General features: G+C 60.6%; 13 protein-coding genes. 4 read left to right on the top strand and 9 right to left on the bottom strand.

Translation table 11 applies throughout. The features are described from left to right. The first annotated feature begins 19 nt into the window (after window positions 1–19). Window positions 20–1,111: a hypothetical protein gene (locus ACM561_RS05960; protein ID WP_425908758.1), complete on the top strand. Its 1,092-nt coding sequence runs from the start codon at window positions 20–22 to the stop codon at window positions 1,109–1,111. A gap of 30 nt (window positions 1,112–1,141) precedes the next feature. Here ACM561_RS05960 and ACM561_RS05955 read toward each other — a convergent pair whose 3' ends face one another. From ACM561_RS05955 to thiD, 3 genes are all read right to left on the bottom strand, one after another. Beyond that, entirely contained in the window at window positions 1,142–2,191 is a 1,050-nt protein-coding gene (locus ACM561_RS05955) for a glycosyltransferase family 4 protein (RefSeq protein ID WP_425908757.1), read from the bottom strand. Next, a complete protein-coding gene (locus ACM561_RS05950) occupies window positions 2,192–2,989 on the bottom strand; it encodes a UDP-2,3-diacylglucosamine diphosphatase (RefSeq protein ID WP_425909658.1) in 798 nt (265 codons plus the stop codon). Window positions 2,990–3,067: 78 nt separating this feature from the next. Continuing rightward, on the bottom strand, window positions 3,068–3,874 hold the full coding sequence (gene thiD / locus ACM561_RS05945) for a bifunctional hydroxymethylpyrimidine kinase/phosphomethylpyrimidine kinase (RefSeq protein ID WP_425908755.1): 807 nt from the start codon (window positions 3,872–3,874) through the stop codon (window positions 3,068–3,070). Window positions 3,875–4,046: 172 nt separating this feature from the next. Here thiD and ACM561_RS05940 point away from each other — a divergent pair, with 172 nt between their 5' ends. After that, the gene (locus tag ACM561_RS05940) at window positions 4,047–4,292 is read left to right on the top strand and encodes an Lrp/AsnC ligand binding domain-containing protein (protein ID WP_079446133.1); all 246 of its coding nucleotides are present in this window, start codon (window positions 4,047–4,049) and stop codon (window positions 4,290–4,292) included. Between the two features lie 79 nt (window positions 4,293–4,371). Then, a complete protein-coding gene (locus ACM561_RS05935; protein WP_425908753.1) occupies window positions 4,372–4,797 on the top strand; it encodes a CHRD domain-containing protein in 426 nt (141 codons plus the stop codon). A gap of 19 nt (window positions 4,798–4,816) precedes the next feature. Here ACM561_RS05935 and ACM561_RS05930 read toward each other — a convergent pair whose 3' ends face one another. From ACM561_RS05930 to ACM561_RS05905, 6 genes are all read right to left on the bottom strand, one after another. Then, window positions 4,817–7,108 (bottom strand): xanthine dehydrogenase family protein molybdopterin-binding subunit, encoded by a 2,292-nt coding sequence (locus ACM561_RS05930; protein ID WP_425908751.1) that lies wholly within the window; start codon window positions 7,106–7,108, stop codon window positions 4,817–4,819. Window positions 7,109–7,196: 88 nt separating this feature from the next. Further along, window positions 7,197–8,723, bottom strand: coding sequence for a murein biosynthesis integral membrane protein MurJ (gene murJ, locus ACM561_RS05925; protein WP_425908749.1), 1,527 nt, complete (start codon window positions 8,721–8,723; stop codon window positions 7,197–7,199). Between the two features lie 43 nt (window positions 8,724–8,766). Continuing rightward, a complete protein-coding gene (locus tag ACM561_RS05920; RefSeq protein ID WP_425908747.1) occupies window positions 8,767–9,915 on the bottom strand; it encodes a DegT/DnrJ/EryC1/StrS family aminotransferase in 1,149 nt (382 codons plus the stop codon). 16 nt (window positions 9,916–9,931) lie between these two features. Next, the gene (locus ACM561_RS05915) at window positions 9,932–10,984 is read right to left on the bottom strand and encodes a Gfo/Idh/MocA family oxidoreductase (protein WP_425908745.1); all 1,053 of its coding nucleotides are present in this window, start codon (window positions 10,982–10,984) and stop codon (window positions 9,932–9,934) included. Window positions 10,985–11,213: 229 nt separating this feature from the next. Further along, window positions 11,214–12,656 (bottom strand): mannose-1-phosphate guanylyltransferase/mannose-6-phosphate isomerase, encoded by a 1,443-nt coding sequence (locus ACM561_RS05910; RefSeq protein WP_425908744.1) that lies wholly within the window; start codon window positions 12,654–12,656, stop codon window positions 11,214–11,216. Between the two features lie 220 nt (window positions 12,657–12,876). After that, window positions 12,877–13,896, bottom strand: coding sequence for an NAD-dependent epimerase (locus tag ACM561_RS05905; protein ID WP_425908742.1), 1,020 nt, complete (start codon window positions 13,894–13,896; stop codon window positions 12,877–12,879). Window positions 13,897–14,087: 191 nt separating this feature from the next. Between ACM561_RS05905 and ACM561_RS05900 the strand changes: the two genes are divergently transcribed. Next, window positions 14,088–15,047, top strand: coding sequence for a lysylphosphatidylglycerol synthase transmembrane domain-containing protein (locus ACM561_RS05900; RefSeq protein WP_425908740.1), 960 nt, complete (start codon window positions 14,088–14,090; stop codon window positions 15,045–15,047). Window positions 15,048–15,052: the final 5 nt, after the last annotated feature.

The raw sequence follows: 15,052 nt of genomic DNA, 5'->3' as shown, positions 1-15,052 counted from the left end.
TTTACGCGACGAGTTTGCCATGGCCGATGAAGCTTTTGCCCTGTCGCCGATTTCCGCCAGCGCTGCGCCTCTCAGCGAGACCGACTTCGACGCCATTCGCGAAGCCTTTATGGAGACGTCGCGAGGCCGATGGTTTCTTGCCGAATATGCCAAGCGCAACCGCAGCGCCGACACTGCGATGGTGCTCGATGCCGTTGCGCGCATCGAGCAAACTATAGCGACTCAACAACAGGCAGCGCCTGCCGACACGTTGCCCAACACGCTCGCCGCGATCAGGAGAAGTCTCGTTGAGGCCAGAACCGCCACAATGGCGGCATTCGACAAGCGGATCATGAACGATGCACTCGTCCCGATTCAGAACGGTGTACGCATCATTCGTGAAATCTCATGGCGTTGGCGCGAGATCGGCGGGGACAGCCGTATTTGCGATATCCTCGAGTCGCAGGCCGGCGCGATCGAGAAAGCTCATTCACAGCTTGCCGCCAGAGACGACGTGGCCGTGCTGCATTCAGCGTTCAGTCTGATCGAGACAACGCTCGACGGGTTGTGGGACTCTCCGAGCTCGACGGCTTCCCCATCCCCGCTCAAAACCACGTCCCCGACGACGAACGACGAAGTCGTCGCCCCACCCGAGAAGGCGGCGTCTCACGAGCAGGCAATGGCGGAAGCTGCTGTCTTTGAGCCAGAAGCCGCCACCGCTACTGCGGGCGACGCGCCGGTCGCAGCCGCCTATGGAGCGACGACGGCAAACCATATCGAACGCGAACCCGCCGCCGAAGTGAGTGAACAGGACATAGCGCACGACGACGCCGTGCTCGACATGATCGCGCTCGAAATGGGAGTACCTGATTTCGAAGAACCCGCGACGAACGATGCTAATATTGACAGGCCCGAAACTGTCGAGCTAGCGCCAACTGCCGAGCCGATCGCAGACAGCTCTGACGCGCGTATTGATTCCGAGGCCGAGTCAACGCCCGAGATTGCCGCACCACCTTCACTCGGTGTCTCGCTGCTGGAGAGCGGAATCGTCCCGCGAATCACGCCGCGCTCCGATCCGATGGCTCCGTTCAGGCGCATGACTCAAGCGGAAAAGATCGCGTTCTTTTCCTGACCATCCGTCTCCCATTGCAGCTTTGCAAGATCAGGCGACGAAACGCGGGTTGGCGATGTGAGAACTTGCCGTTCTCGTCTCAGCTGCGCAAGCCTCAACTATATTGGTGACGAAAGCGCGGGCTGACTTCTCCCATGTCCGGCTAGCGGCAAACTCAAGGCAGGCCTCGGGCGCGATTTTCAGCGCCGCCAGGGACGCCGATCGTAAATCCTCGTCGAGGACGCCGACGGGAGTATCACCGATGACATCGCGCGGGCCGGCCGCAGGGAAGGCCGCGACCGGAACGCCGCTCGCCAGCGCCTCGAGAAGGACGAGGCCGAACGTATCGGTGCGACTCGGGAACACAAACACGTCGGCGGCGGCATATGTTGCTGCCAGTTGTTCGCCTGCTCTCGCGCCGAGAAAGACCGCGTCCGGATAGGTCCGCTCGAGCGTTGCGCGAGCCGGTCCATCGCCAACGACAACCTTGGTGCCGGGTAGATCGAGGCCGAGAAACGCATCGAGATTTTTCTCGACCGCAATGCGTCCGACCGACAGAAAAATCGGGCGCGGCAGGCGGAGATCGGTCTCCCGCGGATGAAACAAGCCGACGTCGACGCCCCGCGGCCACAGCACCACATTGCGGAAGCCACGCTGGCGCAACTCGTCCGCAAGCGCTGGGGTTGCTGCCATAACCGCTCGGCTGGCACTATGAAACCAGCGTAGCGCGGCCCATATCCAGGCTTCGGGGATCGGCGCCCGCGCCGAAATGTAATCCGGAAAACGGGTATGGAAGCTCGTCGTGAACGGCCTTGCATGCTTGCGACAATAGCGACGCACCAAAAGGCCGATCGGCCCCTCGGTCGCGATGTGAATGCTGTCGGGATTGGCCTCTGCGATCAGCGCGGCAATCCTGGTCGGCTCGGGCAGTGCGACGCGAATTCCAGGATAACCCGGCAGCGCAACAGTCCGGAACGACTCCGGGGTCAGGAAGCGGATATCGACGCCAAACGGCTTGGCGGCGGCGGCAGTCATCGTCAGTGTCCGCACTACGCCATTGATCTGCGGATGCCAGGCGTCGGTAGCGATCAGTATACGCATCTACGCCGCACGCGCGCTTATAGGTACCACAGACGGCGAATGGCGCAACGGATCGGCCCATGTGATGATCTCAAATCGACCGTCCTCATGTTCGGCAAGCGCGGTGCAACTCTCCACCCAGTCGCCGCAGTTCATGTAGCGGATGCCCTGCTCGTCGCGGATCGTGGCGTGGTGAATATGGCCGCAGATCACGCCGTCGGCACCGTGACGACGCGCCTCGCCGGCCAGCGTCTGCTCGAACGCGCCGATGTAGTTCACCGCGTTCTTGACCTTGAATTTCGCCCATTTCGATAGCGACCAGTACGGGAATCCGAACGAGCGGCGGAACGCGTTGACAATGCGATTGGCCCGGATGGCGAAGTCATAGGCTTTGTCGCCGAGGTGGGCGAGCCACCGTGCGTTCTGAACCACCAAGTCGAAGATATCGCCATGGATAACGAGATAGCTCCGCCCGTCTGCGCCGTTATGAATCGCGTTCTCGACGACCTCGATGCCACCGAAATGCGTCCCGTAATAGGACCGAAGGAACTCGTCGTGGTTGCCGGGCACGTAAATGACTGTCGTGCCTTTGCGCGCCTTGCGCAGCATTTTCTGGACGAGGTCGTTATGCGATTGCGGCCAGTACCAGCTCGACTTCAGCGCCCAGCCATCGATGATATCGCCGACGAGATAAATCGTCTCTGCATCGTGATACTTGAGGAAGTCCAGCAGCTGGCCGGCCTGAGAGCCGCCCGCACCCAGATGAACGTCGGAGATGAACAGAGCCCGGAAACGGCGATCTGGATTACCTTCATTCATCGCGTCGCTGCCCATGGTAGCGCAGCTACCATGCCGTCATGACAGAGCGATGACGGACACAACCCGACGGCGACACCATCAGCCGCGATCGAACCCGTGAAAATGATGAACAGGTCCATGGCCGCGACCGACGTTTAGCCGGTCGGCGGCTGCGATCGCCGCCGTGATGTAATCTTTCGCTTTGCGCACGGCGGTTTCCATGCCGTCGCCTTTGGCCAGACCTGCAGCGATAGCCGACGACAGCGAACAGCCAGTGCCGTGGGTATTTTTCGTGGTGGCACGCGGAGCGGCAAGCTGAAGCGTTCCTTGGCGGGTGACAAGATAGTCGATGCTTTCGGGACCATGCATGTGCCCGCCTTTGATCAAGACCGCAGCACAGCCCAGCTCTAGCAACCGCTGGCCCTGCCGCACGATATCGCTTTCGCTCTCGGCAACGGGTTCGTCGAGCAGCATTGCGGCCTCCGGCAGGTTTGGCGTCATCAGTTGCGCTCGCGGAGCAAGTTTTCTCCGTAATGCCTCAACCGCATCAAACTCCAGCAGGCGGGCCCCCGAAGTCGCGACCATCACTGGATCGAGCACCACATGCGCAGGCTTCCAGCGCAACAAGCCGGCGACGATGGCATCGATGGTGGCGGCTTGAGCAACCATCCCGATCTTAAGGGCTCCGACATCGAGATCGCTGAATACCGCGTCGATTTGCGCGGTCACGAAATGCACCGGAACGTGGTGGATTCCCATGACGCCTTGCGTGTTCTGCGCAGTCAGCGCCGTAAGGACGGACGCCCCATAGACGCCAAGCGCGGCGAATGTCTTGAGGTCGGCCTGGATTCCCGCGCCGCCGCTGGAGTCGGAGCCAGCGATGGTCACGGCGATAGGGACTGTCATCGTCTTCTCACGTAAAGCCATCAAATCAAGCCAGCATAGTCAGCGCGGCCCGACGGGGATAGGCGGCAGGATTAGCCAGCAGGCGCAGTCGCGGCGTGCTTTCTCAAGCGTGACCGGTGTTCTCCCGACCTGAAATCGTTATATTGGAGCTTCGTCCTTCCGGAGATACGCGATGGTTCCTTTCTTCGTCCAATTTAAGTGCAAGCTTGGCCAATCCTATGCCGTCGCCAACACTCTCGCCGAAGCTGAGATCGCCTCCGAGATTTATTCCACCGCCGGCGACTACGACCTGCTGGCGAAGTTCTATGTCGATAACGACACCGATATCGGTCACTTCGTCAACGAAAAGGTACAGGTCATTCCCGGCATTCAGGACACCCACACGATTATTACTTTCAAGGCGTTCGGATCGAAGTAGCTGCTGCCGGTATCGGGAACAAACTGCGGAAAGCCTCGTTTGAATTTGCGCCAACTCTGAACTCGATGAGGAGAAAACGATGAAAACCGCCGGGATTTCTCTCGCCACCCTCACCCTCGCCGCTGCTATCACGTTCGCGGGTCAAGCCTCCGCTGAACAACTGAAAGCAACCCTGAACGGCGCATCCGAAGTGCCCGCCAATACCAGCAAGGGCACCGGAACGGTCGATGCGAATTACGATCCCACGTCCAAAAAATTGACGTGGAAACTGATCTATTCGGGTCTCACCGGTCCGGTGACGGCCGCCCATTTCCATGGCCCGGCAGCCGTCGGCGAGAATGCGGGCATTGCAGTTACGATCCCCGACGCGACGTCCAGCCCGGCCGACGGCAGCGCCACGCTGACCGACACGCAAGCCGCCGACCTCCTTGCCGGCAAGTATTATGTCAACGTCCACACCGCAGCCCATCCTGGCGGCGAAATCCGGGGTCAGGTCACGAAGTAGGCTTCCGACTCGACCGTCTTCACCGGCCCCGCTGAGCGTTCCGGATCGCCGTCCAGACTCGTTCGGGCGTCGCTGGCATGTCGATGTGGTCGATCCTGTACTCCCGCCACAGGCCATCGATGATGGCATTGACCACTGCTGGGCAGGAGCCGATGGCGCCTGCTTCACCCGCTCCCTTGATCCCGAGAGGATTGGTGGCGCACGGGACGTTGTGAGTTTCGAAGGCGATTGAGACGCCGTCGGCAGCGCGCGGCAGCGCGTAATCCATCAACGTGCCGGTGACGAGCTGTCCGTCCTCATTATAGACCGCGTGTTCCATCAACGCTTGGCCGATGCCCTGCATGGTGCCGCCATGGATCTGCCCCGCAAGCAGCAGCGGATTCAACGTCACGCCGAAGTCGTCGACGACCACGTAATTCACAAGCTCGATCTTTCCGGTCGCCGGATCGATTTCGACTTCGACGAGATGGGTTCCGTTCGGGTATGTGCCGTCGGCGCTGCTGAAACTCTCGTCGGCCGTCAGCTTCGATGGATCGGCGCGCTTTGCAAGATCGGCCAAGGAGACGGAGCGGTCCGTACCGGCGATACGGATCGAACCGTCGCTAATCTCGAGATCGGCCGCGCTGGTTTCGAGCGCCTCGGATGCGATCTCGCGGAGCTTCGCGCCGAGCTTTCTGGTCGCCCGCTCGACGCTGACGCCGCCGGACGGAATCGAACTCGACCCTCCGGTGCCGAGACCGGTAGCGACCACATCGGTGTCGCCCTGCATCAGGTGAACCCGTTCGGGAGGTATCCCAAACTGATCGGCGATGATCTGCGCATAGGCGGTGGCGTGGCCCTGCCCGGTTGATTGCGTACCGATCAACACGGTGACGTCACCATTGGCATCAAGCCGTACGTCCGCCCGCTCGCGTCCCATGGTGCCGCAAACCTCGACATAGGTTGCCAAACCGATACCGCGAACAAAACCCCGCTTTTTCGCCGCTTCGGCCCGCTTGGGAAATTCCTGCCATTTCGCGATCTCGATCGCGCGCTTCATGTGCGTCGCGAAATCGCCGGAGTCATAGATCTTGCCCGTCGCGGTCCTGTACGGCATCGCTTCCGGTGAAATGAAGTTCTTGCGCCGGATCGCGTCCGGCGTCATTCCGATCTTGCGCGCAGCTGCATCGACCAACCGCTCAACAACATAGGCTGCCTCGGGCCGGCCCGCACCTCGATAGGCATCGACCGGCACGGTGTTGGTGAACACGGCGCGGACGCGGCAATGAAACGCCTGGATATCATAGAGGCCCGGCAGCATCCCGGCTCCGCTATATGGAATGTCCGGACCGAAGGTCGAGAGATAAGCTCCCATATCTCCCATCAGATCGACGTCCATGCCGAGGAACCTGCCGTCGTGAGCCAGCGCCATGCGCGCGGTCGTGACGTTGTCGCGCCCCTGCGAGTCGCCAACGAAATGGTCCGACCTCTCTGCCGTCCATTTGATCGTTCTGTGAAGTTTTTTCGAGGCGACCGCGATCAACGCGTATTCGCGATAAGGAAACAGCTTGGTGCCGAATCCGCCGCCGACATCGGGACAGATCACGCGCATCTTTTCCATCGGTATCTTCAGCACGGACCGGCAAAGGATCTCACGCAGGCGATGGCTGCCCTGACTGCCGACCGTCAGCGTCAGATGATCGCGTCCCGCGTCATATTCGCAGACTGCGGCGCGCGTCTCCATAAAGTTGGTGACGACGCGCGGATTGACGATCGAAATCTCGGCAACGGCATGCGCCCCGGCGAAGGCGGCATCGGCCGCCTTCTTGTCGCCGAGCGAAACGTCGAACAAAACGTTGCCGGCGTTATCCGGCCAGACCTGAGGCGCGCCATCTTTCACGGCGTTGGCGACGCCAACAACCGAGGCAAGCGGCGTCCATCCGACCTCGATCGCCTCGATCGCGTCGCGTGCGTGCTCGACCGTATCGGCGACAACGAAAGCGATGGCATCACCGACATGCCGCACCTCGTCCTTCGGCAGAATGGGATACGGCGGCGCGGTGAAGGGTTGGTCAGGCAAACTGAACTGGCAGGGCAAGCCTCCGAGATCGTCGACATCGTCTGCAGTGAGAATCAGGGCAACCCCCGCCAAGCCACGAGCGCGCGAGGCATCGATCCTGTACGTCGCATGAGCATGCGGTGAGCGCAGCATCAGCGCGTGCAGCGTATCGGACGGCGTGTGATCGTCGGTATAGCGCCCCTTGCCGCGAATAAGGGCATCATCTTCCCGGCGCCGAACGCTTTGGCCTATGCCGAACTTTACGGGAGCCATGGGATCTCCAGCTATGTTCCCGGATTACCGAGATACTGCAGCGGAACAATACCGAGCGCAATACTCGAGCAACTGTCGGAATCGGAGACTAGACCCGCACCAACGACCTCAACCAGCGCGGACCGAACAGCAGCAAAATCGCGCCGGCATAAACGAGGGTTCCGACGATCATCAGCAATCCAAGCACCGCTTCGTCGCGCATCGCGCTCCAGTCCGCAAACTGTCCGGAGGCGAAGCGCGCGGTGAGCCACAGCGCCGCTGCGAGCACCGCGCCCGCGATCAGAAATTTGACGAGCGAGACTCGTAACACCCGATCGACCTCGAAGTATCCTGCCCGCATCGCAAATCCGATCACGAGCAGAAGATTGATCCAGGCCCCGACCGCAGTGGCGAGCGCCAGACCGACCTGCGCCAGCGAGCCCATCAATGCCACCTTGAGCACGAGATTGACTCCGAGCCCGGTGAGCGATGCTTTCACCGGAGTCGCAGTATTCTTGCGCGCGTAGAACGTGGCGACCGCGCTGCGGATCAGAACGAAGGGGATGAGGCCCACCGCGTAGGCTGCAAGCGTCGCGCCGGCCGCCGCCGCATCCGCCGCGGAGAAAGCGCCGCGCGCGAACATCGCCCGCATGACCACATCGGGGGTGGTCAGAAAGGCGACCACGAACGGCACCGAAAACAGCAACGTGAAATCGAACGCCCGGCGCTGCGATGCCGTTGCACCTGCAAGATCACCGTTTGTGATCCGCCGCGACATTTCCGGCAGCAGCACGGTGCCGATGGCGATACCGATCACCCCGATCGGCAATTGATTAAGCCGATCGGCGTAATACAGCGCCGACAGCGCGCCGACCGGGAGAAAGGTGGCGATGATAGTATCGGCAAACATCGCCAGTTGCGTTCCCATGGAGCCCACGGTTGCAGGTCCGAGCGCGCGAAAGAAACCACGCACGTCGGCGTCGAGCGTTGGACGTGTCAGCCGCGGCATCAGGCCGTGACGCGCGGCGTCGGCCGCCAATAAAAAATATTGCAGGAAACCCGAGAGCAACAGGCCCCAGGCCGCCGCGTGTCCGGCGCTCGGAAAAAAGGCCGCGAGCGCCAACGCCAACATCATCGACAGATTAAGGAAGATCGGCGCCGCGGCCGCGCTGGCAAAGCGGTGCACGACGTTCAGCATTCCGCCGTACAGCGTCACCAGCGTGATCAGAAGAAGGTAAGGAAAGGTGATCCGGGTCAGCGAAATGGCGAGCTCGCCGCGTATCGGGTCATCAGCGAAGCCGGGTGCCAATAATGCGATGACCTGCGGCATGAACAGCCATGCGACCACCAGCAAAATCACCTGCGACAGCAACAGCAGGGTAAAGATGCGGCTGGCGAACAATTTTGCAGAAGCCGGGCCGCTGGCGGAGACATGCGCGTAAGCAGGCACGAACGCAGCGTTGAAAGCGCCTTCGGCAAAAATCGCCCGGAAATGATTCGGCAAACGCAGCGCTACGAAGAAAGCATCCGCGACCGGCCCCGCGCCAAGGATTGCCGCGAGCATGATGTCGCGCGCAAACCCCGTCAGCCGCGAGAGCAGCGTATATCCGCCGACGGTGAAAATACGTCCAAGCATCCGGCGTTTCTACAGGATCGCCTTGCGGCGCAAAACGGCGAAATCAGTTCGCAAGCGCGGCGCGCGCAGTCTCGATGATCCGGTCTTGGGTCGATGCATCCAGATAGGGATGCATCGGCAGGCTGATGACCTCGGTCGACAGCTTTTCGCTGACGGCAAGGCCGCCGACGGCGACCGGGAAACTTCGGTAGGCGGTCTGCTGATGCAGCGACTTCGGATAGTAGACCACGGTCGGAATGCCCTGCGCCTTTAGCGTCGATGCCAGCGCCTCACGGCCCCCATTCGGCAGCCGGATGGTGTACTGCGCCCATACCGAGGTGCAATCCGATGCGACGCGCGGCACGATCGCAACCTGCCCGAGCCCTTCATTGTAGCGCCTGGCAACTGCATCCCGCGCCGCAATCTCGTCAGGGAATATCTTGAGCTTTTCGATCAAGACCGCCGCCTGCACAGTATCGATGCGGCCCGTGAGACCCAGCCTCACGTTGTCGTACTTGTCAGATCCCTGACCATGCACACGCACGCTGCGCAACGTTTCCGCCAGTTCGGCATCATCGGTGAAGATCGCTCCACCGTCGCCATAGCAGCCGAGCGGCTTGGCGGGGAAGAAACTGGTCGCGGTCGCAAGGCCGAACGTACCCAACCGCCGGCCCTTGTAGGTCGCGCCAAAACTTTGCGCGGCGTCGTCCAAAACGAACAGATTCTCGGCCGCAGCAACCGCCGCAATCGCATCATGATCGGCGGGCTGACCAAACAGGTCGACGGGGATGATAGCCCGGGGCTTGAGACCCTGCTTTTTCGCGACGGCGATACCATTCTTGAGCGAAGCGATGTCGATATTGAAGGTTGTCTCGTTAACATCGACAAACACGGGCGTCGCGCCGAGCAGCGCCACGACCTCGCCGGTCGCGCAGAATGTAAATGTCGGGCAGATCACCGCGTCGCCAGGGCCGACTTTCTTCGCCAGCAGCACCATCAACAGCGCATCCGTGCCACTCGCGCAGGCCACCACATGCTTCGCGCCGCTGAAAGCCGCAAGATCGGCCTCCAGACGTGCGACCTCGGGACCGTTGATGAACTGGCAGTGCGTCAGGACACGAGCTATCGCGTCATCGATACGTTTACCCAGGCGACGGCGCTGTTCGGCGACGTCGATGAATGAAATCGCCTGTGAAGGCATATGCTGCTGCATTCTGTGCTCCAGGCTATTAGCCGGCAGCGCGGCGCGCTGTCTGCACCGGCGGAGCGACGGGAGACTGGTCTTGCAGGCACTTGATCGCGATCGCGAGACTGGCGACGCCTTCGGCGCCACCCACGGCCGGAGCTTTGCCCGAACGCACCGCATCGACAAACGCGATCAGTTCAGCGCGCAGGGGTTCATCGTGGCCTACCGGAAGGTGCCGCATGGAGTAACTGCCGTCCGGCTGGAAACCGAAACATTCCGTGACCTGGCGAGTCAGCAGATCACCCATCACGTACTTGCCGCGGGTTGCGACCGTGACGTTGCGAGCCTTGAACGGCGTCAGCCAGTTCGTATTGATGTGCGCGAGCACGCCGGATGCGGTCCGGAACTGAAGCAGCGCGATATCTTCCCGCTCGGCGACCGCACAGGAGAGTTGGGGCTGGACGTCGACGATTTCGGATTCTGTAAACCAGCGGATCAGGTCGATGTCATGTACGGCGAGGTCGATCACAACACCAACATTCGACATGCGCGGCGGAAATGGCCCAACACGCGTGATCGCGATAGAGAGAATATCCTCGCCCCTAATCGCCTGCTTGATGGCGGCGACCGCCGGGTTGAAGCGCTCGACATGGCCGACCATCAGAGTCAAACCAGCACGGTGCGCTGCTGCGACGATCTTAAATCCCTCCTCAACCGTCGAGGCTATCGGCTTCTCGACCAGAACATGAACGCCGCGCGCGATACAAGCCAGCGCGAGTTCACAATGAAGGTGTGTCGGCGCAGCGATAGTCACCGCGTCGACGCCGGCGGCGAGTAGCTCATCGAATGTCCCGAAGGTTCGGCACCCGGTCATCTCGGCCGCGCGGGCACGATGCCCGGGCAAGGGGTCAACGATGCCGACGAGCCTGACGCCCGGAAGACCGGCCAGCACGCGGCCGTGATTGCTGCCCATGACGCCCGCGCCGATCACGCCGACGCGCAGCAAGCGCTCGGACGCTGCAGTTTTCAATGCAGGCGGCTTCAGTGCAGATGGCTTCAGTGCAGATGGCTTCAGTGCAGATGGCTTGGAACTCATCAAGTACCCCAAAAAAAGACAGCCTAGGCACCCCCGAACCCGACCGCGCGTTCTCCCTAGCACGCCATAACAAAAGAGGCGATTAGAGGAATAACAATCCCAACACGTTTTGATTCAAAGAATTACATAACATTGTGGCCGGCCGAACGAAGAACAACACCTTTGGATAGGGCAACAGTGTATCCACAGTGTGTCCACAGATTAGCCGATTCGGCGCCCGAGCCGTAGCTCAGTTTCGCCGATAATCATCCTCGATCCGGACGATATCGTCGTCGCCAAGATAGCTGCCGGTTTGCACTTCGATCAGTTCGAGGGGAATCTTGCCCGGGTTCTCCAGCCGGTGGACGGCTCCAATCGGGATATAGATCGATTCGTTCTCGTGCACGATCTTGACAACGTCATCGACCGTCACCCTCGCCGTGCCGCGCACCACGATCCAGTGCTCCGAGCGATGGTGATGTTTTTGCAGCGACAGCCGGTCGCCAGCCTTCACGGTAATGCGCTTGACCTGATGCCGCTCGCCCCTGTCGATCGACTGGTAAGCGCCCCAGGGCCTATGGACCCGCAGATGTTCTTCCGTGACCTGCGGCGCAAGGCCCTTCAACTTCGCCACCAGACGTTTCAGCCCGCTGGCGTCCTTCTGACGCGACACCAGCACGGCGTCCTGCGTCGCTACCACAACGAGATCGTCGACACCTTCCAGCGCGACCAGTGCTTTATCGGTCGCGACATTGCAGTTGCGGGAATCTTCGAACACGGCGATCCCCTGCGCCGCATTGCCCTGACCGTCCTTGTCCGACAACTCCCAAACCGCATGCCACGATCCGACGTCTGACCAGCCGCAATCAACCGGCACCACGGCCGCATGAGCGGTCTTTTCCATTACGGCGTAATCGATCGAAATTGCTTGCGCCCTCGAAAAGGCCTCCGGATCGAGCATGACAAAGCCAAGATCCCGGCCAGCATGGGATACCGCATCAGTCACCGCGGCGACGCTGTCCGGATCGACGTTGCGATATTCATCCAGAAGAACCGCTGCGCGGAACATGAAGTTGCCGCTGTTCCAGAGATACCCCGCCTCAAGGTAACCGGCGGCGGTTTGCGGATCGGGCTTTTCGACAAACGTCGTTACCACTCGCACCGCGCCCGCAATCGCCGCGCCAGGGTTGATATAACCGTATTCGGTCGCCGGCCGCTGTGGCCGAACGCCGAAAGTCACGATGCGGCCACCACTGGCGGCAGCTAATCCCTGGCGGCAGGCGGAGACAAACGCTTCGGTGTCGCGGACAACGTGATCTGCGGCGAGCGCGAGTACGACGGCTTCACTGTGACGCATCTGCGCGAAGATCGTCCCCGCAGCGATCGCCGGCCCCGAATCTCGCCGTGCCGGCTCCAGCAGAATGTCCGCTTCAAACCCGATCTCAGCGAGTTGTTCAAGCACCATGAAACGGTAGGCGGCGTTGGTGACAACGATCGGCCGCTCGAACAGCAAGGGATCGGACACTCGTCGCAGCGTATCCTGAAACGTCGAACGCGGCCCGAACAACGGCAGAAACTGCTTCGGACGCCCCTCCCGCGAGGCCGGCCACAGCCGGGTTCCCGCACCGCCGCACATGATGAGCGGGACGATACGCTCACTCACAGGACCATCTCCGTATGCTGATTTGTCCATCCCGATTCCGACGTTCGCAGACCCTTAGAGCATGATCCCGAAAAGTGGAAACCGGTTTTCGGATAAGATCATGTCAATCAAAAAGTTAAGGCCAGAGTCTGATTCAACGCAGTTGGATCAGACTCTGGCAGCCATCTTGATGCGAACCCGGATCAAAGGGACGAGGGAAGCCGTGCGATGAAAGGCACTCAATCGGATCACGCAAACCCCGACGGCCGCACTAATTGACCCGATGATAACGACAATACCAGGCTGCAAAACGATGAACACCATCTTCCAGTGAAGTAGAGGGACGGAAACCGACGTCACGGGCAAGATCATCGATGTCAGCAAATGTTGCCTGTACGTCGCCGGGTTGCATCGGCAGCAGTTCCTTTTGCACGGATCGTCCGAGAGCTTTCTCCAGCAGGGTGACGACGCTCATCAACTCTGCCGGCTTGTTGTTGCCGATATTATAGATTCGCCATGGAGCCGAACTGGTCCCTGCATCGGGGGCATCGCCCGACCAACTCGCATTAGCCTGTGGAGCATGATCGATCAGGCGGACAACGGCTTCCACCACGTCATCGACGTAGGTGAAATCCCGCTGCATGTTGCCATGATTGAACAGCTTGATCGGCTTCCCTCCCACGATCGCGTCGGCGAACTTGTAGAGCGCCATGTCCGGTCGGTACCACGGGCCATAGACCGTGAAGAAACGCAAGCCCGTCGTCGGAATCCGATAGAGGTGGCTATAGGCGTGCGCCATCAGCTCGTTCGACTTCTTCGTCGCCGCATAGAGGCTGACGGGGTGATCGACATTATCATGAACGGAAAAAGGAAGCTTTGTGTTTGCGCCGTAAACAGAGGACGATGAAGCAAACAGCAAGTGAGGACAGCAGCCGTGCCGACATCCTTCAAGGACATTCGCAAAAGCCGTGAGGTTGGAATCGACGTACGCATGGGGATTCTGCAATGAATAGCGAACGCCCGCCTGCGCTGCGAGATGGAGCACGACCGAAAGGCGATGTTCAGCGAACAATGCGGCCGTCGCCTCACGATTAGCCAGGTCGGCTTTGACAAAACGAAAGTGTGAATCCTTGCGCAAGATTTCGAGCCGGCCATCCTTGAGTGCAGGATCATAATAATCGTTGAGACTGTCAATGCCGACAACCCGATGCCCCTGCTTCAGGAGTCGGCCGACGACGTGAAATCCGATGAAGCCCGCCGCGCCGGTAACCAATATCGGATAATCCGACAATTTCACTCCTCAGGAACTGTGAGCCGCGGCCCACGGGGTAGCCCTGCCTCGTTATCCATGGCATCGCAGGGCCGCAATACCCTGCTGTGCACGACTATTGCCAGAGGCAATCCAAAACCATACCAAGACAAGAAGCCCACTTTATACCGAAGAGCCCGATGGCCAACTTAACCTCGGCACAGACAAGCGCAATGCGCCAAATTCTGCTTTCAACGGCAAAAATACTGATTTCGGCTGCCCTGCTCTACCTAGCGCTCCGCAAGGTCGATATCTCTGACCTCCTCTCGCGCCTTGGTTTCACCAGCGCCGGCTGGATCGCGCTCGCCATTGCCGTAACGCTATTGCAGGTATTCGCCAGCGCCATGCGGTGGCGTGAAATCAGCGCCGACTGCAACGCCAGCCTCTCGGTCGCACAGGCGGTGCGCTATTGCATGATCGGCTCGTTTTTCAACCAGACCCTACCTTCATCGATCGGCGGCGACGCCATGCGGCTCTGGCTGGTCGGACGTGGTCCGGCCGGTTGGCGAGCAGCGGCCTATTCGATCTTCGTCGACCGCGCGATTGGCCTGATTGCGCTTGCCCTGCTGATAGCCACGAGTCTACCGTGGAGTTACCGTCTGGTCGGCGATCCCCAAGGCCGGCTCGCATTGCTGTTCGTCGATCTTGTCGCGCTCGCAGCCGCCGGTGGTTTCCTGCTTCTCGGTAGATTGCATTGGCACTGGCTCGGACGTATCCGGGCCGTGCACCATCTTCGCGCCTGCTCGATCATCACGAACCGTGCCATCTTCAATCGAGAGCGCTGGTCGAAGATTGCGTTTCTGTCGCTGCTCATCCACATCCTCGCCGTCGTGATCGCATGGTGCGTTGTGAAGGCGATCGCCGCGCCAATCCTTTTCAGCGAGATTTTCTTGCTTGTCCCACCGGTCATGCTGATTACGATGCTGCCGATCTCGATAGCGGGCTGGGGCGTGCGCGAGGCGTCGATGGCACTGACTTTCGGATATGCCGGACTGGCGACTAGCGAAGGCGTCAATGTCTCGCTGCTGTACGGCGCGGTGTTTTTGGTCGTAGGCGCGCTCGGGGGACTCGTCTGGATTTTGAGCGGCGAAAGAAGTCAGAAAGGATCGCCCTCAATCGAGGGTGCCGAATAACGCAG

It is taken from the genome of Nitrobacter sp. TKz-YC02, assembly GCF_049852135.1.
Classification (GTDB): Bacteria; Pseudomonadota; Alphaproteobacteria; order Rhizobiales; family Xanthobacteraceae; genus Nitrobacter; species Nitrobacter vulgaris.
The sequence above is the reverse complement of the archived record's forward strand: the minus strand, read 5'-3'. Positions and strand labels throughout refer to the sequence as shown.